We start from the raw sequence: 22,812 nt of genomic DNA, 5'->3' as shown, positions 1-22,812 counted from the left end.
ATCTATTTTGAATTGAAGAGGAATAATTAATACGGTGAGCCTACAGTAGAGACTGCATATCTCGATGACTGTAGAGAAGGTATAGTCCACTCTTTCAGGAAACTGAGAGGTAAGTACGATATTGGTTGTGGCATGGAAGTTGTTATGATTAATAAGAAAAAAGAGGAAATCAACTTCGATCACTTAGACGAAACGATACGTAAATTTGTCCCAAGTGGTTTTCGTATTCGAGATAAGGAACATAGATTTTCAAAAATGATTGATTTTGATAGTGTAAGAGCCCCGTTTACATTGCAACGTGCTCAAAAAAGTATTGGTACACTTGGCGGGGGCAATCATTTTGTCGAACTGAATGAGGATGATGAAGGAAATGTATACATTGTTATTCATAGTGGTTCGCGTAATTTAGGGAAACAAGTAGCAGAGTATTATCAAAACTTTGCTTACGAGCAACTTATAAACGTTAAATCTATTAAAGAAGAAATTATTGAGCGTTTAACGAAAGAAGGCAGACAACAAGAAATACATGAAGCTTTACGTGAAATTAAGAAACCGGTGATTCGTAAAGAATTAGCTTATTTAGAAGGACAAGGATTTAAAGATTACATGAATGATATGAAAATTGCACAAAAATATGCGGAGTTAAATCGTAAAGCAATGATTGATGAAATCGTCACTACAATGGATTGGAAAGTAACAGATCAATTCACTACAATCCATAACTACATCGATATGGACAATATGATTCTAAGAAAAGGTGCTATTTCAGCTCAGAAAGATGAACGAGTAATCATTCCAATCAATATGAGAGATGGTTCAATCATTGCATTTGGTAAAGGAAATCCAGATTGGAACTTTTCTGGCCCTCATGGAGCAGGGCGTATTATGAGTCGCAAGAAGGCGAAAGAAGTACTTAACTTAGAGGATTTTCAAAATACAATGACAGAGGTTTGGACTACATCTGTTGCAGAAAGTACTTTAGATGAAGCACCAATGGTATATAAGCCAATGGATGAAATTATTGAGAATACAAAAGAAACAATTGATATTAAACATATTATTAAGCCACTTTACAATTTTAAGGCTAATTAAAAGAGGAGTAACTTTTATTAAAGAAAGAGAACTTGAAAAAATAGCATATTTTGTGGCGGTTATATAACAGAGATTAAAAAGACAACATATTAAACTAAGAGATTCATCATATTCATTTACATTTATGTAATGTTAAAGACTAGAAAGCTATATTGGCACGAATTGCTAATTGTGGATTGTGAAAAAAGACAAAATCTCTTAAAAAACACTTAATTTTTTATTCCATTAATCTTTACAATCTCCCCCTATAATGTGAATTGGACAAGCACCTAAGAGAAAGCAGAATATGTCAGTTTGTACATTCTATTATTAGGGGGAGAATTTGTATGAAAAAGACAGTTGCTTCGTTAGCAGTTATGGCGGCATTATTACCTACATTTTCAGCACATGCGGAAGGGAAAGAGCAAGTTCGAAAATCAGCTACAACTTTTAATGTTATTAGTGACATTCAAGGTGATTTAGGAGATTTTGATCACGTATTAAAAGATATGAATAAAGTAACGCCACTTTCTAGAGCGCTTATTATGAATGGGGATATAACGCCGACTGGACAACAGTCACAATATGATGATGTAAAGCGTGTGTTAAATAAAAATAAGCATCCGGAAAATGTATGGTCTACTGTTGGGAATCATGAGTTTTATGCTGGTAAATGGACAGCGGATGGGAAACTCTCTCAAAGTACATGGCCAAATGGTGTAACGGAAGAAACACTATTTGGTCGCTACTTACAATTTAGTGGACAAGAAAAGGTATATCATAAAAAAGAATTAGATGGCTATCCACTTTTATTTTTAGGAACTGAAAAATATATGAAATACCACGATTCAAAAATGTGGGACGAAGTATATATGAGTGATGAGCAATTAGGTTGGTTAAAACAAAATTTAGAAGAGTATAGTCAAAAAGATAAAAATAAGCCAATCTTTATTTTCTCTCATCACGTTTTACCTGATACGGTATCGGGATCAAGACAATCGCCGTATTTACAAGATTATTTAAACGTGGATAAATTGTACGATATATTAAAAGACTATCCGCAAGTTGTTTTCTTCACGAGCCATACGCATTGGGATTTAAACTTACCTGACTGGGCTGGTAAAAAGAAAATTAAAGGCGGAGATGAAAAAGGTTTCACTGTTGTAAATACGGGCGGGATTGAAACAGGCTGGATGTCAGCAGGACCAAATGGAGGAGAGAAAACTGCTCCAGATGGCTATTCATTTAAACAAGGGTTACAAGTGAAAGCATATGGTAACGATGTAATTGTGACAGCTTACGATTACAAACGTGATAAGGATATAAAGAAGTTATTAATTAGTGATTCAAAAATTGCGCAGATGGCACCAAATGTAACGGCAGATGATAGTGGAAATATAATTGTCGGTGCAACTGAATATATGGAGTATTCTATAGAAGGAACGAATGAGTGGCATACGTATAGTAAAGCAAACCCTCCGAAATTTGATGGGGATAAAGTCGTATACGTACGCCATAAAGGTGAAATGAATTTAGAGCCGGGATTAACACAGTTACTTCGTTTTTCGGTAAATAAGTGATTGGAGGGAGTCTGCATTTGAATGTGTGGGCTCTTTTTATTTTGTCACTTTTTGTCGGTAAGTCGATATATTTGAGAATCGCTGATATAAATTGAGAATCGCTGATATATTTTGAAAATCGCCGATATAAATTGAAAATCGCTGATATATTTGAAAAACCGCCGATATAAATTTCATGTACCGAATTTTAATACATTTTTAACCGAGAAAGGTGACTTCACCATTTTTACGTGTAATAATAGTAACGTTACATATATTGTGAAAGAAGTACAAAAGGAGCGTTACAATGAATTTAGCTAAATTCCCGAGAAAAAAATATACAGAATCATATACACCAATTGAAAAGTTAAACAACTTTTCTGAAGCACTTGGTGGCCCGACTATTTATTTTAAACGAGATGATTTACTTGGTTTAACAGCTGGTGGCAATAAGACGAGAAAGTTAGAATTTTTAGTTGCAGATGCACAGGAAAAGGGTGCAGATACGTTAATTACAGCTGGTGGTATTCAGTCAAATCATTGCCGCCTGACACTGGCAGCTGCGGTAAAAGAAAAAATGAAATGTATTCTTGTATTAGAGGAAGGGCTTGAGCCAGAAGAGAAGAGAGACTTTAACGGAAACTATTTCTTATATCACTTATTAGGTGCTGAAAATGTAATTGTTGTACCGAACGGAGCAGACCTGATGGAAGAAATGCATAAAGTAGCAAAAGAAGTAAGTGAAAAAGGTAGTACACCATATGTAATTCCAGTTGGTGGATCAAACCCTACGGGCGCAATGGGATACGTTGCTTGTGCGCAAGAAATTATGGCGCAATCATTTGAGCAAGGGATTGATTTCAGTTCAGTTGTTTGTGTAAGTGGTAGCGGCGGTATGCATGCTGGTTTAATTACTGGTTTTTCTGGAACACAAAGCCATATTCCTGTAATCGGGATTAATGTAAGTAGAGGAAAAGCTGAGCAAGAAGAGAAAGTAGCAAAACTTGTAGATGAAACTTCAGCACATGTTGGTATTCCAAACTTTATCTCGCGCGACGCTGTTACGTGCTTTGATGAATATGTAGGACCAGGCTATGCGTTACCAACGCCGGAAATGGTAGAGGCAGTTCAGTTACTTGCGAAAACAGAAGGTATTTTACTTGATCCAGTGTATACAGGTAAGGCAGTAGCGGGATTAATCGACTTAATTAGAAAAGGTAAATTTAATAAGGAAGACAATATTTTATTCGTACATTCAGGTGGTTCACCAGCTTTATATGCGAATACTTCTTTATTTGCGTAAGTGTAAAAAGCATTGGGTATCCAATGCTTTTTTTGTTATATACTGGAATTACCGAGAGGTAGGAGGATGATATGAATTCAAATTTAAAATGGATTATATATACGGCACTCGGCATTTCTATTCTATTAATCTTATTTGCGGCTTATGGGGTGTATTCTTATTTTGCATTTTAAAAGCGTAATGGAAGTGAACCATAATGTAATGTATGTTATAGTTTGATATGTTAATTACTTACAATACTTTCTACAAGGAGAATACATAATGAGAGCAAAGAAACTAGTAACGTTAGCAGTTCCATTTATGCTGTTAGTCGGATGCGAGGTAGGAGATAAAGATTCTACTCATAAGACTGAGCAAACTAGTAAAGCAATAACGAAAACAGTAATTTCTGAACAACAGTATCCGTACTACATATGTGAGCAAGTGGTAGAGTTCCAATTTAAGAAGGATGAACTATTACTAAACTTAGGAGAATCCTTAAAGGACAAAGAAAAAGCAAAAGCTGTTTTAAAAACATCAAACGAGATAGATAAAATTTTAGACAATATGGAACACATAAAAGTACCTGATACATACAAAGACATTCACAAATCCATACAAGAAGGGGTAACAGAGGCAAGAAAAGCAACCAAGTTAATTAAGGATGCTGGTAAAGAAGATAAACAGAAGATTCAAGAAGCTACAATGAAAGGTACTGAATTTTTATCAGGTGTAGACGGAGAGCATTGGAAAAAAGCAATTTATGAGTTATCGCAGGAAAACAAAGATGCTTATAGTAAGGCACTTGATAAGAAAGTAAAGGAGCACTCAAAGTAAAACGGTAACTTGTAACAATACATATCTACCTAAAATTTCCGCGAATGCTATGCTAGGAAGTTAGAAGGGAGATTACTGTCCTTAAATGTGGCTGATTAAAGCTACAGCCACATTCTCCTGTTCTAATTAACTAAAAGAAGAACTTCCCCATCCCGATTAGACTACTGATCATTCCTATTCCACTCATGGTGCCTTTTCCTGCTGTAAGTAAGTTTCCAAGCATTCCTAGCTGACCGTTACCTCCGTTATTTCCCCATCCCATTGGGGCCCACGGACCACCCCATCCTGGAGGGTTTCCAAAAACACCTGAGTTATTGGTATTGAAATGAAAAGGCTTGGCTGGCGGCGATAGTAAAGCTGCAAGATGACCTTGTGCGAACATCCCTGTATGATTGAATGGTTGTGCCCAGGGGAAGGGAGGTTTTTGAAAATTAAAACCTGCATGACTTGGTAATGGAGTCCAATTAGCAGGATGACCTTGGGGCATTATCCCTCCATAATTAATTGGCTGCCCCCAAGAGAAGAGAGGGGGGCGGGGATTGAACCCCGTATAATTGGCTGATGAATCCCAACTAACTGGATAGACTCGGTAACTCCAATTTTCAGGAATCTTCAAATCATTCATTACCTCAGATGTAGTTATTTCGGACTGTGAATATAATGAAATTTGGTTATTATATTGTTGCCCATTTCCCTGTGAATTCAAATACCAATATTGGTCCATACGCTTATTCTCCTCACTTTAAAAATGTAATGTTAGACTTAGCCTATGTAATATTCCTTTTTATGGATGGTTACATAACTAGATCTACAAGCCTGTATTTAAAGGAATGGGTGCGTGGTCTTTTTGGTTTTTCTCGCTGCCTGTAAAATTCCCATTGATTTAAAGCTTCACTTTATTTTAGAAGGGGATTTTCAGTTGCTTATTTTGTGTATTTCAGCCTAATTTAAATTCCGTTAACAAACATTTTTATAAAGGTTTAATCAACAAAAAGATTTTAAAATGGTATGTTGAGCAAGTGGAATTGCTAAAAAGAGAATATCCATTCGAAGAGTTTGGCAAAATACTGCAAGGGTAATATTTTCTTGTGCAAATATGTAAACGATTTAAACGAATCAATGAAATTTATAATGAAGGGGCAATTAAATATATGAGTGAAACATTACATAAAAGAAAACCACCATATGTAATGCTTGTAATCCTTTTTATTGGGGCATTTGTTTCATTTCTAAATAACTCCCTTTTAAATGTAGCCTTGCCATCAATAATGAAAGATTTAAACATTCAAGATTATTCAACGATCCAGTGGCTTTCTACAGGGTATATGCTTGTAAGTGGTATATTAATTCCGGCCTCAGCATTTTTAATAACGCGTTTCTCGAATAGGAGCCTATTTATTACATCTATGGTGATTTTTATTCTTGGTACTGCCTTAGCGGCTGTAGCACCTAACTTTGGTTTATTACTTACTGGTCGGATGGTTCAAGCGGCAGGCTCTTCAGTTATGGGACCTTTGTTAATGAATATTATGCTAGTAAGCTTTCCGAGAGAAAAAAGGGGAACAGCAATGGGGATTTTTGGACTAGTTATGATTACAGCTCCAGCAATTGGGCCGACACTATCAGGTTATATTGTAGAGTATTATGACTGGCGTTTGCTTTTTGAAATGATTTTACCGTTAGCAATCATTAGTTTACTGTTAGGGATTTGGAAATCTGAGAATGTCATGAAACAAAACAAAAATGCAAAACTTGATTATCTCTCATTACTATTATCTTCTGTCGGTTTTGGCGGTTTGTTATATGGATTCAGTTCTGCAAGCTCCGATGGCTGGACGAATAAAGTTGTCTTAACAACCTTAATCATAGGCGCTATTGCCCTAATTGCTTTCATTATTCGTCAATTAAAAATGGATGAGCCGTTATTGGATTTACGTGTTTACAAGTACCCAATGTTTGCACTTGCGTCTGTAATTGCAATTGTCAACGCGGTGGCCATGTTTTCGGGTATGATTTTAACACCAGCTTATGTACAAAACGTCCGTGGTATTTCGCCGCTGAGCTCTGGGCTGATGATGCTTCCAGGTGCGGTAATAATGGGGATTATGTCACCAATTACAGGTAAACTATTTGATAAATATGGTCCTCGGATTCTTGGCATAGTGGGGCTTTCCATTACAGCTGTTTCAACGTATATGTTGGCAAGTCTGCAAATTGACTCTAGTCACACACATATTATTCTTATCTACACACTGCGGATGTTTGGGATGGCGATGGTTATGATGCCACTTATGACAAATGGTCTTAATCAATTGCCAACTCGCTTAAATCCGCACGGTACAGCTGTTAATAATACAGCTCAACAAGTGTCTGGTTCGATTGGTACTGCTATTCTTGTTACGATTATGAACTCTGTAACAAAAACAAAAGCTGAAAGTTTAATGTCTCATATAGATCCAACAACCTTTACAGAAACTACGAAGGCAATAGTAACTCAGAAGGCTTTATTATCTGGAATTCAATATTCGTTTTATGTAGCGCTTGGCATGAATGTTGTTGCACTACTATTAGTTTTTTTCGTTAAACGTGTAGATACAAGTGCGGAAGCTGTCGAGAAGCTAAATCGGTAGAGAAAAATAAAACGCTTGATAATGATTCCTACAAGTTTTTTGCTGCTAAGGCGCCGGTATTTAAAGCTGGAAAAGAACTAAAAGAAGCAGGGAAATAATTATATAGTAAAAGAGGACCTGATGTTCATATCAGGTCCTCTTTCATTAGTAACACGGTATACTTGCTTATCGTATTGGTTTAACTAAACTACTGATTTTTCGAATACTACAATCTTAAGCTCGTCAACTTCTCTATTTTTGGGGTGTTTTAGAAGAAAATGAATCAAAATAATCGTTTTTATAAACAAATACAAGAGATGAGATCCGTTTGCAATTTCTCATAAACATTACAAGTTTAGATTATCTTTTAACACCAACATTAAAAGGCTCCAACTATATTTATTCGCTTCATTTTAATTTAGTATTTTTCTACAAGTTAGAAATCTAATTGCCAAGCTTATACGTAATATCATAATCATGAATAGTTAGGGAAAAGATAAAATAAGGTAATCAATTACATATCTTTATCCCAGGCGATTAGTTGCTATTTCCTCTTTATTAAATGGGATATGTTATTTCATGCTTTTTTGAAAGGGTGTTTTAAATGGAAAAAAAAGTATCTGCCATTCCTCAGCCGAAAACATATGGACCGCTGGGTAATCTCCCATTAATCGATAAAGATAAACCGACCCTATCCTTTATCAAGATAGCGGAAGAGTATGGTCCCATTTTTCAAATTCAAACTTTAAGTGATACCATTATTGTCGTTTCCGGACATGAACTGGTAGCAGAAGTCTGTGACGAAACACGGTTCGATAAAAGTATAGAGGGTGCTTTAGCAAAAGTTCGCGCCTTTGCTGGAGACGGATTATTTACAAGCGAGACTCACGAGCCTAACTGGAAAAAAGCTCATAATATTTTGATGCCTACATTTAGCCAACGGGCAATGAAAGATTACCATGCTATGATGGTTGATATTGCTGTACAACTCGTTCAAAAATGGGCACGGCTTAATCCGAATGAAAACGTAGATGTTCCAGAGGATATGACTCGCCTTACGTTAGATACAATTGGTCTATGTGGTTTTAATTACCGATTTAATAGCTTTTATCGTGAGACACCTCATCCTTTTATTACTAGCATGACCCGTGCTCTAGATGAGGCGATGCACCAATTGCAGCGGCTGGATATAGAAGACAAACTTATGTGGAGAACGAAACGTCAATTTCAGCATGATATCCAATCTATGTTTTCTTTAGTAGATAATATTATTGCTGAACGTAAAAGTAGTGGAAATCAGGAAGAAAATGATTTACTTTCCCGTATGTTAAATGTGCCAGATCCGGAAACTGGTGAAAAATTAGATGATGAAAACATTCGTTTCCAAATTATCACTTTTTTAATAGCTGGGCATGAGACAACAAGTGGATTGTTATCTTTTGCAATTTACTTTTTATTAAAGAATCCGGATAAATTGAAAAAAGCCTATGAAGAAGTAGACCGTGTTTTGACAGATTCGACTCCAACATACCAACAAGTTATGAAACTGAAGTATATACGGATGATTTTAAATGAATCACTGCGTCTATGGCCTACCGCTCCAGCATTCAGTCTCTATGCAAAAGAAGATACAGTGATTGGCGGGAAATACCCAATTAAGAAAGGAGAAGATCGTATTTCTGTTCTTATTCCACAGCTACATAGGGATAAAGATGCATGGGGAGACAATGTGGAAGAATTCCAACCTGAACGATTTGAAGAGCTGGATAAGGTTCCTAATCATGCTTATAAGCCATTTGGAAATGGCCAGAGAGCATGTATCGGTATGCAATTTGCACTTCATGAAGCCACTCTTGTAATGGGAATGCTTCTTCAACATTTTGAATTAATCGATTATCAAAACTATCAGCTGGAAGTAAAACAAACATTAACGCTAAAGCCCGGCGATTTTAAGATTAGGATTCTACCCCGAAAACAAACTATTAGCCATCCTACTGTTCTTGCACCTACAGAGGACAAGCTGAAAAACGATGAAATTAAGCAGCACGTTCAGAAGACACCTTCTATTATTGGGGCCGATAATCTTTCACTTCTTGTTCTGTACGGCTCGGATACAGGTGTAGCAGAAGGTATTGCAAGAGAATTAGCGGATACAGCTAGTTTAGAAGGAGTTCAAACGGAAGTGGTAGCTCTTAACGACCGAATTGGAAGTTTGCCAAAAGAAGGAGCGGTACTTATTGTGACTTCTTCTTATAATGGAAAACCGCCAAGTAATGCAGGGCAGTTTGTGCAATGGTTGGAGGAACTAAAACCGGATGAGCTAAAAGGGGTTCAATACGCAGTTTTTGGTTGTGGAGATCATAATTGGGCTAGTACCTATCAACGGATTCCAAGATACATTGATGAGCAGATGGCTCAAAAAGGAGCAACAAGATTTTCTAAACGCGGAGAAGCAGATGCAAGTGGTGATTTCGAGGAACAGCTCGAGCAATGGAAACAAAGTATGTGGTCTGATGCAATGAAGGCATTTGGATTGGAGCTCAACAAAAATATGGAAAAAGAGCGCAGTACTTTGAGTTTGCAATTTGTCAGTCGTCTTGGAGGATCTCCTCTTGCACGAACATATGAAGCAGTTTATGCATCTATACTAGAAAATCGTGAACTCCAATCATCCAGTAGTGATAGAAGTACACGACATATCGAGGTATCCTTGCCAGAAGGCGCTACATATAAAGAAGGAGACCACCTTGGAGTGCTGCCAGTTAATAGCGAGAAAAATATCAACCGAATTTTAAGACGCTTTGGATTAAATGGGAAGGATCAAGTTATACTGAGTGCAAGTGGACGAAGTATAAATCACATACCTTTAGACAGTCCTGTTAGTTTATTGGACCTTCTTAGTTATAGTGTTGAAGTTCAAGAAGCAGCCACTCGAGCACAAATACGAGAAATGGTAACATTCACAGCATGTCCTCCTCATAAAAAAGAATTGGAAGCATTATTAGAAGAAGGAGTTTACCATGAACAAATACTAAAGAAACGGATTTCAATGTTGGACCTTCTTGAAAAGTATGAGGCTTGTGAAATCCGATTTGAACGCTTTTTAGAACTTCTTCCTGCGCTCAAACCGCGTTACTATTCTATTTCAAGTTCTCCACTCGTTGCACACAATCGTCTGAGCATTACGGTCGGTGTTGTTAATGCGCCTGCATGGAGTGGGGAAGGGACATATGAAGGAGTCGCTTCTAATTACTTAGCTCAGCGTCATAATAAAGATGAGATTATCTGTTTCATTCGAACGCCACAATCAAACTTTGAATTACCTAAAGATCCAGAAACACCAATTATTATGGTTGGGCCAGGTACTGGAATTGCACCATTCCGTGGATTCTTGCAAGCGCGTCGTGTTCAAAAGCAAAAAGGTATTAACTTAGGAGAAGCACATCTATATTTTGGTTGTCGTCATCCTGAAAAAGATTATCTTTATCGTACAGAACTAGAAAATGATGAAAGAGATGGATTAATCTCTTTACACACAGCTTTTTCTCGTCTAGAGGGACATCCAAAAACATATGTGCAGCATTTAATAAAACAAGATAGAATCAATTTAATTTCGTTATTAGATAATGGAGCTCATCTTTATATATGTGGTGATGGAAGTAAAATGGCTCCGGATGTAGAAGATACCCTTTGTCAAGCATATCAAGAAATTCATGAAGTCAGTGAACAAGAAGCAAGAAATTGGTTGGATCGTGTGCAAGATGAAGGGCGATATGGAAAAGATGTTTGGGCTGGTATATGACTGTTTCTTAATTAGATACATATTAACTAATGAACTTCTTTCGAATAAATTTCACTTTATTAGTATAGTGTATTTAGATGAATAGTGATTAACCGGACTATTTAGTATCTACTAAATAAAAAACAGGACCTGATATGCATCTATCAGGTCCTGTTTCACATAGACATTATACATCGATATTTTCCACGCATTATCAATGTTTGTAATGTAGTTAGCCTTTTGAGTCAGCTATAAAATCAGATATTATTTTTTCAATATCGAAAGGAGTAATCCCTTTATCCAAAGAAAAAATGCTTTCTGCTTCTTCGATGTCTTGAACGAGTTCACCTCTAGCTTCAATATGTAATCGGAACAAGTCATATAAATTCGGTTTAACTAAATTAGTTAAAGCCTTCCCAACTAGTATCATACCTTTTTGATTAGCCTCGATGGTATTATCATAAGTTAGATCTCTCGTAAGAGACAAATCTGTCCAAATCAATTTTCGTTCCTTTAAGTCTAAAATAACTGGAATAGAGATTTGGGTGTCGGCAGTAATATCCACTTTATCTTGAACAGTAGAAGGTTCAAATATTTCACCTGAACCAGGATATTGACGAACCATCCAACCAGTAAAGCATTCTGGTAAATCTTTATACGGTTGGTCTGTGTAAGAAAGCAAAGTCATTACTACATAGCGTGCACCATATTTCAGCACAGACGGAATATCGAAATCAATGAATTCAGATGCCCCCTTTGGTGCAGAAGTAATATCTCCGCTATGGTAGGCTTTGAAATTTTTTGAACGTAAGTTCGTGAAGGATACATGTTCTTTGTATTGCCAATCTTCGTCGTACATTGCAGCAGATAAATCAATGTCAACACGTCCTGTATGTTGTCCATTCACATAGCCTTCTTTCCACCATAGGAAAAAACGAATCGTATCTCCTTCTGGCAAATCTACTTTACTTCCTCGAGATAATGTGCGAAGCGCTTTGCTGGCTGAACGTTGAGAGAAGGGAACTAAGTGATTTTTTAACTGTTCATCCAAAAATACTTTTCCGAGACTTGGAAGTTCTGCGAAGCGATTTTTTAAAGTATCTTCACACATTTTTACAATCATTAAACAAATATCCTCTGAGATAAATGGAAGTGTATTTTCGATACCTATAGCTTTTGCTACATTTCCCTTTGGAAAAAAGGTACGAAATTCATTTTTATCATTTCGATGCTTAAAATGAGCTGTGAGTTGAAGTAATACAGGAGTAGAAACGTTTCCTATTATACTTAGAAAATCTTCGAGAATATTGAAAACATCTGTTGACTTATCACTACATAAACGGATTAAATGATCCAAGCGTCTGGCAAATTCCCCCGGGCGAGTTTTTAAAAGATTTTTTGCTGTCATGATATCACGATTCAACAAAGCTGCTTCTATTTTTCCATTAAATGTTTCAACTTTAATGTTGTTGCGAAGAATCTCAAATGCTCGGTGGGTTTTTGGGAAACGAGTATGATATTCTGCTGGATGAAGAATTTCACCTAAACGAATCCAACGTTTTTTGTATCGAAGCATATCTTCGGTAATGTTTCCGCATTGCTCTAACAATCCTAAAAGGAAGCGTCTTTCTGCTCGGTTAAACTTCTTGAATCGGACGGAGGATGCTAAACTCACATCGCCTTCAGATAAAGCAACTGCAAGGCGAAGAACATCAGTTGCTGTTTTAAAATACTTTGCAGCAGCATCGGCTGATATTTTTCTGTTTATTAATAAAACCCCAATTATAAAAGACATATTTTCCTTATGAGGAATTACATTAGGTAGAAAACAGGAAACATCTTCAGTGTGTGTAATAGCCCATTCTACATCCGTCTTATCAGTTGAGGAAATAGAGCTGTTTGCACTAATCAATTGAGAAATCATTTGATTGAAATCTTCTTCACTTCCTAAGTCAATAACTTTCAAATCAACTCTATCTAAAAGAGGAAGTCGTTCTTCTACTTTTGATACAGGTAGGCGCAACGTCACATAATGAATAATGGCATTAATGTATAAATCAGCGTCACTTAAATCCATCATTTGTTGCGGAAAGTTTGGATACATAGGAGTAAACTGAATATGTGCTCCAACCATTTCTTTTAAATGTTTTACCAACTCTTTGTAAAACGATGTGAATGCATCAACCGAAAGTGTTTGCAACTCTTCTATTAAAGGCTCGGAAAAAGTAAATCCTAAATTTTCCAAGTTTTTTAAAACAGTGGCTAAATAAATGTTCGGTAGTTTATTTTCTTCTCTTTTTATAATTACTTTCAAACTTCTTCTTATGTAAATAGAATTTTTCATGAGAACGCCAGCTATTCACGCCTTATAAAAGAGGGGAATAGTCTGACTCTCCTCCTTTCAGTGGTAGATTTTTATTTTTATATGTATAAACACACTAATTGTAGAAAAATGCACAGAGGGTACATAGCTATTTTTTAGTGGAAAATTAGGGATATAACATTTAGTTGTTAAGTGGTAATTTGTTAATTAAGAAAAGAAAACCTCTACATCAATGGTTGATAAACTAAAGTTTATTCAATCCCAAAGAAGAAAGAGGTTTTATAGTCTAATTATTTTTCATAGGGAATTGACAACTCTAAAACAATTTGAAATTTCTACAAAGAAGGAAGAATTGTCATAGCCTATGTGTTTAGCAGGAAAGTAACATCCCTATTTGGCCAAAGAAGTTAGAAGGAAGGAACGTCATAGCCTGCTTTATTAGTATATTCTCATGCGAAGAGCAATTCAAGTATACTGTCTGATTTTTTATTTTTTTCTTAAAGGGGAATTTTCATGATTATCCCGCATTAACGGGCAGCCAGATTGGTGAGGGTGATTAAAGTTTCACTTTATAAATAGGGAGACCATCACATGCCCTTTTTATAATGCTATTACGGGAGGATTTTTATTTTTGATATATTATACCATTTATTTAATGGTATAATATGGTATGCGTTCTGTGGAATGGAGTTGAATGAGTATTATAAATACAAAAGGTGAAATTAAAAAAACAAAAAGAAAAGTATTACTAACTATACTTACTATGTTAGTAATTATAATTGGATTTGGATATTGGAAACTTTTTAGTTTGCAAGGTGTTCCAAAAGGGGAATTCATTCGAACAGTGAAATCTCCAGATGGAAAATATCTCATCAAGACTTATTTTCATAATGCAGGATCATTAAGTGCGGATGCTGTTAGGGGTGAATTAGTTAACCTTGATACAGATTCAGAGAAAAATATATATTGGAATTATCCAGATACCGATCCATATATTGAATGGGTAAATAAGAATATTGTTAGAATTGGAGATCAAACTTTAGATATTTCACAGAAAGAAACCTATGATTGGCGTGATGATGATAAGCACGTTAAAGAAATGCCTAAACAGTTTAGTAGATAAAGCAAGAAAATTTAAATTTATTTAATCTTATTCGTTTAACTATAGATAGGATTATATGAGTGAAAAAGTCCATTTAGATTTTCTAAATGGATTTTTTTAGGTTTCTAGATACGACTACTGATAAAAATGGAACAAACTTGTTATTTAGGTTGTCTATTAAGTATACGTATAAAACAGGTGTTCATGATAATTCGCTCATTTTATCCCGCTATTTGCCAGGAAGTAAGATCCCCACCTCAAAATTCAGCGAAAGTAAAGAAGTTAGATGGGGGCCCTGCTGCCCGTAAAAGCCCGATTGGTGAGGGCTGATTAAAGTTTCACTTTATGGAAAGTGAGATGCAAGAAGAGTGATATCCGATAGACTTTTTCATTGTGTCGGTATGTATAACACCTAAAAAAACTATATATTCTTGAAAGAGGTTGAAAATGTATGATAGTCTTAAACAAGTTTTTTAACATTTTACATTACAAAAAGATGGTACCTGTAGTATTTCTTTCATGTGCAACGCTTATAGGCTGTTCCGATGGTAATACTCAATCTGAATCACTTAAACAAACGAAACAAACAAATCAAATCAAACAAGAAACTAATGGTAATGATTCTTTTGCTAAACTTGAAAAAGAATTTGATGCTAAACTTGGTATTTATGCATTGGACACTGATACGAATCAAACCGTTACGTATCAATCAGATAAACGGTTTGCATACGCATCTACCCACAAAGCTTTAGCTGTGGGAGTACTTTTACAAAAGAAATCAATAGAAGATCTAAATCAAAGAGTTTTGTATACTCGTGAAGATCTTGTTAATTACAATCCAATTACAGAAAAGTATGTTGATAGGGGTATGACTCTGAAAGAGCTTGCAGATGCTTCCCTTCGATATAGTGATAATACTGCGCAAAATCTTATTCTTAAACAATTAGGTGGACCTAGCGAATTCAAAAAATCACTGAGAGAAATAGGAGATACCGTTACAAATCCTGAACGTTTTGAACCAGAGTTAAACGAAGTGCATCCAGGAGACGTACATGATACTAGTACCCCAAAGGCATTAGCTACTAGTCTTCAGGCTTTTGCGTTAGGAGATGTACTTTCAACTGAGAAACGGGATTTATTAATAGATTGGATGAAAAGGAATACTACCGGAGATAACTTAATTCGTGCTGGAGTTCCAGGAGGATGGGAAGTAGCTGATAAGACGGGCTCGGGATCTTATGGAACCAGAAATGATATCGCAATTATTTGGCCACCAAATAAAAAGCCAATTGTTCTTGCGATACTTTCTAATCATGATAAAGAGGATGCTAAATACGATGATAAGCTTATTGCAGAAGCAACCAAAATAGCGCTGGGTGTCTTAAAAGCTAAAAATAAATAATAGTAGTATTAGTTATTGAAATTTTCCTGTTTTTCCGTCACAATACTGTGACGGTCTTTTTGTGTATTTTACAAAGAATCGTCTTAATTAAAGAAAAAAAGATAGAAACTATCTCTAGTAAGTTTATTAAGTAAGTAACAACAAATATATGCTTTATTGTATACTTATTGCATTTAATGTGGAGGAATAATATGGAGTCAAAAATTCTTATTGTTGATGATGATAAAGAGATTAGAAATCTTATCTCTGTATATCTAGAAAATGAAGGTCTAAAAACTCAAAAGGCAGAAGATGCTATACAAGCTTTACAACTGTTAGAAGAAAAGGAATTTGATTTGGTTATTTTAGATATTATGATGCCGAATATGGATGGCATTGAAGCATGTATGAAAATTAGGGAAAATCGCAATATGCCTATCATTATGCTATCTGCAAAATCTGAGGATATAGACAAAATTCAGGGCCTAGCCTCTGGTGCAGACGATTATTTATCAAAACCGTTTAACCCATTAGAATTAATCGCTAGAGTGAAATCCCAATTAAGAAGATTTAAAAAATACAATACGTCCGTAGAACATAATAAAAGCATTCTAGAAATTGGTGACTTAACCGTAAATACAGATACACGTCAAGTATGGGTAAGAGGAAAAGAAACAAGGTTAACTCCAAAAGAGTTTGCTATTCTCGAACTACTTGCCCGCAACAAAGGGAGTGTTATGAGTGTAGCAAAAATATATGAAGCAGTTTGGAAAGAGGTTTTTTATAAATCAGACAATACCGTCATGGTGCATATTACAAAAATAAGAGACAAAATTGAAGAGGATTCTAAACATCCCATTTACATTAAAACTGTTTGGGGAATTGGGTATAAAATATGAAGAATGTTAGTTTCAGAAATAAGATTATTATAAAACTTCTTGGTGCTGTTGCAATTAGTTTTTTTATTTCATTTGGTTTAACAATCCTCATTTTGGCATACGTCATAGATCCATTATTTATAAAATACGAAGAATTTGGTATGTTTGAATTCAATGTCGCAATGTTGTTCTTATTCGCGTTCGCAATCTTTACCTTTATTATACTTTTTTTGATATTGGTTCGAAAGAAAATAGTATATTTGAAGCTTATTTCTGATAACGTGAATGATATTGCCAATGGAAAACTAGGTCTAACAATTGGGATTAAGGGGAAGGACGAATTGACCCAACTTGCTCAAAATATCAACTATATGTCTAAGGAATTGGAAAATACATTTGAACAAGAAAGACGATTAGAACGTACAAAAAATGAACTCATAACTAACGTATCTCATGACTTACGCACACCGTTGACATCTATTATTGGTTATTTAGATTTATTAAAAAGAGGGCAATACAACAATAACACACAACTACAGGAATACCTTGAAACCACTTATTCAAAGTCACAGAGATTGAAATATTTAATTGATGAGCTGTTTGAATATACTCGTTTATCAGGCATAGATGCTAAGTTAAATCTTAATGAAGTTGATTTATCAGGTCTGTTGGAGCAAATAGTTGGAGAATACATTCCTATATTTGAAAAGGAAAGTTTAATCGTTCAAAAATCAATTACACAAGAAATAATACCTATCTTCATAGATGCAGAAAAAATGGTACGTGTATATGAAAATCTGTTTATGAATGCGATAAATTACAGCATGAAACCATCCCAATTATTCATATGTCTTGAATTAATGGATAACAAAGCAATTTTAAAAGTATCAAATATAGTCGAGAGACCGCCTGTTAGCGATCCAAATAAATTGTTTGAAAGGTTTTTCAGGGGTGATAAGGCAAGAAAAAATGATCAAGGAAATGGACTGGGACTTGCTATCTCAAAAAGAATTGTTGAACTTCATGATGGTAATATACATGCAGAATATAAAGATGGCTGGATGTCCTTTATTGTTGAACATCCAATCAAATAGACCGGCTTATGGAATTACAGGTTCCATAAGCTTTTTTTATAAAACTTAAGAATTCTTAAGGATTTTACAGGGTGTTTCCTAATTTTCATAGTTTATCATAGGTGTATTCAAAGTGATGAGGTGAGCAAAGAAGAAAAAAGGAAAGACTTCATTGTAGCTTTAGGGTGAATGCAACATGACTATTTTATTAGTAGTAAACAAACGTAGTTAGCTTATTGTAATGAAATAAAAAAATGTAGGAGGATATAAATGATAAAGCCAGTTGTAGATGTAAAAAACATTCAAAAATTGTACGGTAAAAAAGGTGAGAATCAATCACATGCATTAAAAGGTGTATCATTCTCAATTCAAGAGGGGGAGTTTGTCGGTATTATGGGGCCTTCTGGTTCTGGTAAAACAACATTATTAAATGTAATTTCAACGTTAGATAAAGCGACAGGCGGCATTGTTGAAATTGCAGGAACGGATATTACGAGAATGAAGCAAGGTGAACTTTCTGATTTTCGTTCACAAAAGTTAGGGTTCATTTTCCAAGACTTTAACTTATTAGAAAATTTATCTATCTATGAAAATATCGCACTCCCACTGTCACTTCAAGGTGTTTCATCTCGTAACATTGGAAAGAAAGTAGAAAAAGTAGCTGATATGTTAGGCATTACAGCTATACTTCAAAAATATCCTTCTGAAGTATCTGGTGGACAAAAGCAACGTTCTGCAGCAGCACGTGCGTTAGTTCATGAACCAGCAATTATTTTGGGAGACGAGCCGACTGGAGCTCTAGATTCTAAAAATGCAACGAGTTTACTTAATGCCATGACAAGCTTAAATAAAGAGCAAGGTGTATCCATTATGATGGTTACGCATGATCCTTATAGCGCAAGTTACTGTCAGCGTATTTTATTCATTCAAGATGGTGAGTTATATAAAGAAATTCATCGCGGTGGTACCCGTGAAGAATTCTATAAAGAAATTTTAGACGTGCTTGCAAACTTAGGCACACAAAAAGCGTAAGGAAGGAAGTTCAATCATGTTATTTAAGCTTTCTATGTCAGGCCTAAAAAGTAAGTTGCAAGATTACATTGTTTTACTTGTTGGTCTTATTGTCTCTATTTCAACTTTTTATATGTTTCAAACGCTAGCATCCAATAAAACATTCCTTGAATCTAACTCTTCTATTAGGGATATTGTGGCTGTCTTTAAAATTGGTTCCTTTTTGTTAGCGGTTATCACATTTTTTTTTATTTTATATGCAAACTCTTTCTTATCAGCTCTTCGTCAAAAAGAATTTGGTATGTATATGATGTTAGGAGCAAAAAAGCATAAAGTTACATTACTTATGTTTATCGAAACAATCGTATTAGGCGCTGCGTCTCTTGCGATTGGTATTACAGTTGGTGTAGGATTTGCAGAAGGGATCGGTCAGTTATTAATGAAACAACTCGAGTTTGCTGGTGAAGGTTATAAAGCATTTTATCTGCCATCATTAGCTATTACTTGCGTCTTCTTCTTTGCACTATTTGTATTATCTGCAATTATGAATAGTATTAAATTATCGCGTATTTCTGTACTGCAACTTGTACATGCAGATGCACAAACAGAACGTGTTGCCATAAAAGGAAAAATGACAGTTGTAATTGCATTCCTTGGTATTCTTTTATTAGGTATTGGTTATGCATCACTGATCTATATGTCATATGCAAATTCGCTAATTGCTTTGGGATTAATGGCCGTTGGATTAATCTCAGCAACCGCTGGTACTTACCTTATATTTGGATCCCTTCTCCCAGTTATGATTAACAAGCTAAAGAGTAATAAAAAACGTAGTGAAAAAGGCCTCAATGCTTTTACTTTTGCACAATTAAATTTCCGCATTAATAGTCTAACAAATGTGCTTGCAACAGTAGCAATTTTAGTGGCTCTTGGTGCTGGTGGAATTGCTTGTGGTATGGCATTTAAAAACAACATTATAAACATGACAGATCAAATGCGAATTTACGATTCAGTCATTCATAATCCAACTGCGGAAGAAAAGAAAATTTTGGATGGTATCTTATTTCAAGAAAAATTTGAATACCATTACAAAGTTGATGATAGGTATGTTTATTATCTTAAAGAAGATGTAGAAAAAAATCGCCCTTTCTTGCAAGGTATGAAAATAGAGAAAGTTTCAGAGGAAATACCAATTGGTGCATTTTCAATAAAATTGGTTAAAGGAGAAATCGACACAAAACAATGGATTCAGGCTTTCAGAACGATCCAGCCAAATTATATGTATCCTCATTATGAAATCAAAATTGTAGAACAAAACATATACGATGGGTTGAAGGGTAAAGAAAGTACTGTGTTTATAGGGAAAACAGATGATTTTGGATCATACATAAAAGAATGGAAAAAACTTGATGAATTACAGATAGCAAAATATAAAAATGTGAAAGCGGAAGAATTGGATAGTAAGTATCAAAAATATATTATGAGTCATAATTTTTCCAGCGGACTAATGTTTATGGGCTTTTTCGTTGGAGTTGCATTTTTAGCAATGATGGCAAGTTGCTTAATGTTTAAAGTTCTGTCGGGAGCATCAAAAGATGTAGCACGTTATCAAATGCTTCGTAAAATTGGTGTTCGCCGAGAATTATTAACAAAATCAATCTATAAAGAGTTATTCTTCATATTCTTATTCCCAGCAATTGTGGGGATTACTCACATATTAGTTGGTATGAACATGTTCAGCGTTCTTTTGGCTGATCCGTACTTTCGTATTTGGTTACCACTTGTTATTTTTGTAGTAATTTACTCGATTTATTACTTGATTACAGTTCAATTATATAAAGGGATTGTACTCCCTAAAAAGGATTAATGTAATGATGTTGTTTATCCCGCATTAACGGGCAGCACGATTGGTGAGGGCTGATAATCAGTGGGGGATGAACAAACCCCACTGATTAAAGTTTCACTTTATCCTTTACTGTACCTTGTAACTACATTTTACCTTGCTGTAAAGAAACAAAAAACACTTTTTTATTCAATAATTCCAATTTCTAGAGCCTTTTGAACAGCTTCTTCTTTGTTAGAGACTCCTAGCTTTGTATAAGCTGTAGAAGCATAATTTCTGACCGTACCATTCGATAAATATAACCTTGATGCTATGGTAGTGTATCGAAGTCCCTTTGCTACTAGCTGTAATATTTCTATCTCCCTAGCTGTTAGCTCATAAGCGGCTGCTTTTGATTCTGGTGTCTCTTTTTGCTCATCAAACTTCTCAAATATTTTGTGAGACATTCCCTGATCAATTAGTGTCCCACCTTTGTGAATAAGTCGGATCGTATTGGCTAGCTCCAACGTTTCAATAGATTTAAGTAAAAAACCATCCGCACCGTTGCGAAGTGATTCCAACGCCTGTTCGGTATCCTGAAACGTTGTGAAAATTAATACGCGGATATGTGGCCATTGTTGCTTGATTTTTTTGGTTGCTTCGACTCCATCCATGTGCTGCATATCTAAATCCATAAGTATAACATGGGGTTGAAGGCGCCCACACAAATCGATGGCTTCATTGCCATCTTCAGCTAAACCGACTACATTTAAATCTTCATATCTATCGAGTAGTGTCCTCAAACTTTCCCGGACAAATGGCTGATCGTCTACAATTAACAAACGAATAAGTCCATCTTTTATTTCAGTTTGTCGCGGTATGGTACAAGTAACAAGCATTCCTTCCTCTGGCTTTGTATATACAGACAATTGACCTTGCAAGTTCATTGCTCGTTCTTTCATCGCATTCATACCGAAGCCTTCCTGCCATTCTACATTTCCTTTTCCATTATCTTGAATTTCTAATCTCGTATATTGTTGTTCAAACTGCAATGAAACTATAATTTCAGTTCCCTGACCATGGCGTACTGCATTCGTAAGGGACTCTTGTAAGCAACGAATGAACGCTATCTTTGCTTGCCGAGACAATTCATATTCCTCTCCGTATGCTCGAAAACTTACATTAACCTGAGCGTGCTCCTGAAATTCGGCTCCAAGATTTTGGAGAGATTGAATTAAGGAAGGCGATTGACACGGAGAATCCATTTGATGTAGGTAACCTCTCACGTCCTCGATGCTTTTCCGTCCCATTTCAAGCAGAGAATCTAGCCTCTGTATACCCATTTCAGTAGCAAGTTCGGTGCGCAACGTTTCCATCCCCATAATAATAGAAGTATAAGCGTGACCAACTGTATCATGAAGCTCACTCGACAGTCTGTTCCGTTCTTCCGCCAGTGTGATGCGTTCAATCTGAGACATATATTGCTCAAGTACCGCGTTTTGTTTACGAATTGATTCATTTTGTTTATGATTGACGATTAATAAATGAAAAGCGAAACCCATTACATATGCGAATCCATAATAGGTGACCATAACCCAATAGCTATTACTTGGCGCAACCGCATAGAAAATTCCAGTCGTTATAAAAACTGTTATTGGAGCTGTCCAATAATAGGACAAATGCTTACTATTCGCAGCAATTAGAAACACTGATATAAGAAATGTGTTGTAAGCTCCTGGAAATAATGAGGTTAAATATATACATAGTCCACCATACAGCAGTATTTCTGTGAACAAATAATATTTATAATTGAATAGTAAGGCTACCCATGGAATAGAGAAGGCAATAATTTCCCAAAGAATAATACTCCAAAGTGGTAATGTTAAACCATCCTGAAAATTTAATGTAGCTAGAATGATAGACACACTAGCAAGTAGGCGTACCCCCAACATAATCCAATCATACCAAAACCAATACTTAACCATATCTAACAAGTTCTTTACCCCCTAAATAGCCTACCATTTTCTTCCTATATTATAATTTAATCCTTCCTGCCTTATTATACTTTTTAATTTAAAACTAC

Annotated in this window: 15 protein-coding genes; 12 read left to right on the top strand and 3 right to left on the bottom strand. The window is 35.4% G+C overall.

The annotated features are described in order from the left end of the window. Nucleotides 1-132: 132 nt before the first annotated feature. From GBN78_RS07080 to GBN78_RS07065, 4 genes are all read left to right on the top strand, one after another. A complete protein-coding gene (locus GBN78_RS07080) occupies nt 133-1,092 on the top strand; it encodes an RtcB family protein (RefSeq protein WP_088046421.1) in 960 nt (319 codons plus the stop codon). Between the two features lie 326 nt (nt 1,093-1,418). Then, entirely contained in the window at nt 1,419-2,651 is a 1,233-nt protein-coding gene (locus GBN78_RS07075; RefSeq protein ID WP_088046420.1) for a DUF4073 domain-containing protein, read from the top strand. 286 nt (nt 2,652-2,937) lie between these two features. Further along, nucleotides 2,938-3,933, top strand: coding sequence for a D-cysteate sulfo-lyase (cuyA, locus tag GBN78_RS07070; RefSeq protein ID WP_001046604.1), 996 nt, complete (start codon nt 2,938-2,940; stop codon nt 3,931-3,933). Between the two features lie 261 nt (nt 3,934-4,194). Then, the gene (locus GBN78_RS07065) at nt 4,195-4,749 is read left to right on the top strand and encodes a hypothetical protein (protein ID WP_001201801.1); all 555 of its coding nucleotides are present in this window, start codon (nt 4,195-4,197) and stop codon (nt 4,747-4,749) included. Between the two features lie 130 nt (nt 4,750-4,879). Here GBN78_RS07065 and GBN78_RS07060 read toward each other — a convergent pair whose 3' ends face one another. Next, nucleotides 4,880-5,473: a hypothetical protein gene (locus tag GBN78_RS07060; protein ID WP_000373146.1), complete on the bottom strand. Its 594-nt coding sequence runs from the start codon at nt 5,471-5,473 to the stop codon at nt 4,880-4,882. Nucleotides 5,474-5,900: 427 nt separating this feature from the next. On the opposite strand from GBN78_RS07060, the gene GBN78_RS07055 reads away from it, so the two are divergent. Both GBN78_RS07055 and cypD read left to right on the top strand, forming a co-directional pair. Further along, nucleotides 5,901-7,379 (top strand): DHA2 family efflux MFS transporter permease subunit, encoded by a 1,479-nt coding sequence (locus tag GBN78_RS07055; protein ID WP_000005138.1) that lies wholly within the window; start codon nt 5,901-5,903, stop codon nt 7,377-7,379. 583 nt (nt 7,380-7,962) lie between these two features. Further along, nucleotides 7,963-11,160 carry a bifunctional P-450/NADPH--P450 reductase gene (cypD, locus tag GBN78_RS07050; protein ID WP_030026396.1) on the top strand — a complete coding sequence of 1,066 codons (3,198 nt, stop codon included), beginning with the start codon at nt 7,963-7,965 and terminating at the stop codon, nt 11,158-11,160. Between the two features lie 211 nt (nt 11,161-11,371). On the opposite strand, the gene GBN78_RS07045 is transcribed toward cypD, so the two are convergent. Further along, nucleotides 11,372-13,483: a TerD family protein gene (locus tag GBN78_RS07045; RefSeq protein WP_000798021.1), complete on the bottom strand. Its 2,112-nt coding sequence runs from the start codon at nt 13,481-13,483 to the stop codon at nt 11,372-11,374. A 673-nt stretch (nt 13,484-14,156) separates the two neighbouring features. Between GBN78_RS07045 and GBN78_RS07040 the strand changes: the two genes are divergently transcribed. The 6 genes from GBN78_RS07040 to GBN78_RS07010 all read left to right on the top strand — a co-directional run bounded on the left by GBN78_RS07040 (nt 14,157) and on the right by GBN78_RS07010 (nt 20,774). Next, nucleotides 14,157-14,585 carry a DUF5412 domain-containing protein gene (locus GBN78_RS07040; protein ID WP_086408848.1) on the top strand — a complete coding sequence of 143 codons (429 nt, stop codon included), beginning with the start codon at nt 14,157-14,159 and terminating at the stop codon, nt 14,583-14,585. A 430-nt stretch (nt 14,586-15,015) separates the two neighbouring features. Continuing rightward, nucleotides 15,016-15,966 carry a class A beta-lactamase gene (bla, locus tag GBN78_RS07030; protein WP_025708667.1) on the top strand — a complete coding sequence of 317 codons (951 nt, stop codon included), beginning with the start codon at nt 15,016-15,018 and terminating at the stop codon, nt 15,964-15,966. A gap of 191 nt (nt 15,967-16,157) precedes the next feature. Beyond that, entirely contained in the window at nt 16,158-16,844 is a 687-nt protein-coding gene (locus GBN78_RS07025; RefSeq protein ID WP_098397589.1) for a response regulator transcription factor, read from the top strand. Then, nucleotides 16,841-17,917 carry a sensor histidine kinase gene (locus tag GBN78_RS07020; RefSeq protein ID WP_044307070.1) on the top strand — a complete coding sequence of 359 codons (1,077 nt, stop codon included), beginning with the start codon at nt 16,841-16,843 and terminating at the stop codon, nt 17,915-17,917. Before GBN78_RS07025 ends, GBN78_RS07020 begins: the two co-directional genes overlap by 4 nt. A 249-nt stretch (nt 17,918-18,166) precedes the next feature. Beyond that, on the top strand, nt 18,167-18,928 hold the full coding sequence (locus tag GBN78_RS07015; RefSeq protein ID WP_000595165.1) for an ABC transporter ATP-binding protein: 762 nt from the start codon (nt 18,167-18,169) through the stop codon (nt 18,926-18,928). Nucleotides 18,929-18,944: 16 nt separating this feature from the next. Next, nucleotides 18,945-20,774, top strand: coding sequence for an FtsX-like permease family protein (locus GBN78_RS07010; protein ID WP_152127126.1), 1,830 nt, complete (start codon nt 18,945-18,947; stop codon nt 20,772-20,774). Nucleotides 20,775-20,935: 161 nt separating this feature from the next. Here the strand turns inward: GBN78_RS07010 and GBN78_RS07005 are convergent, their stop codons facing one another. Then, nucleotides 20,936-22,723, bottom strand: coding sequence for a helix-turn-helix transcriptional regulator (locus tag GBN78_RS07005; RefSeq protein WP_069604638.1), 1,788 nt, complete (start codon nt 22,721-22,723; stop codon nt 20,936-20,938). Nucleotides 22,724-22,812 lie beyond the last annotated feature (89 nt).

This window comes from Bacillus sp. B2-WWTP-C-10-Post-4 (assembly GCF_009183805.1).
Taxonomy (GTDB): domain Bacteria; phylum Bacillota; class Bacilli; order Bacillales; family Bacillaceae_G; genus Bacillus_A; species Bacillus_A cereus.
Note: the sequence above shows the minus strand (reverse complement) of the source record. Positions and strands in the feature narration are given on the sequence as shown.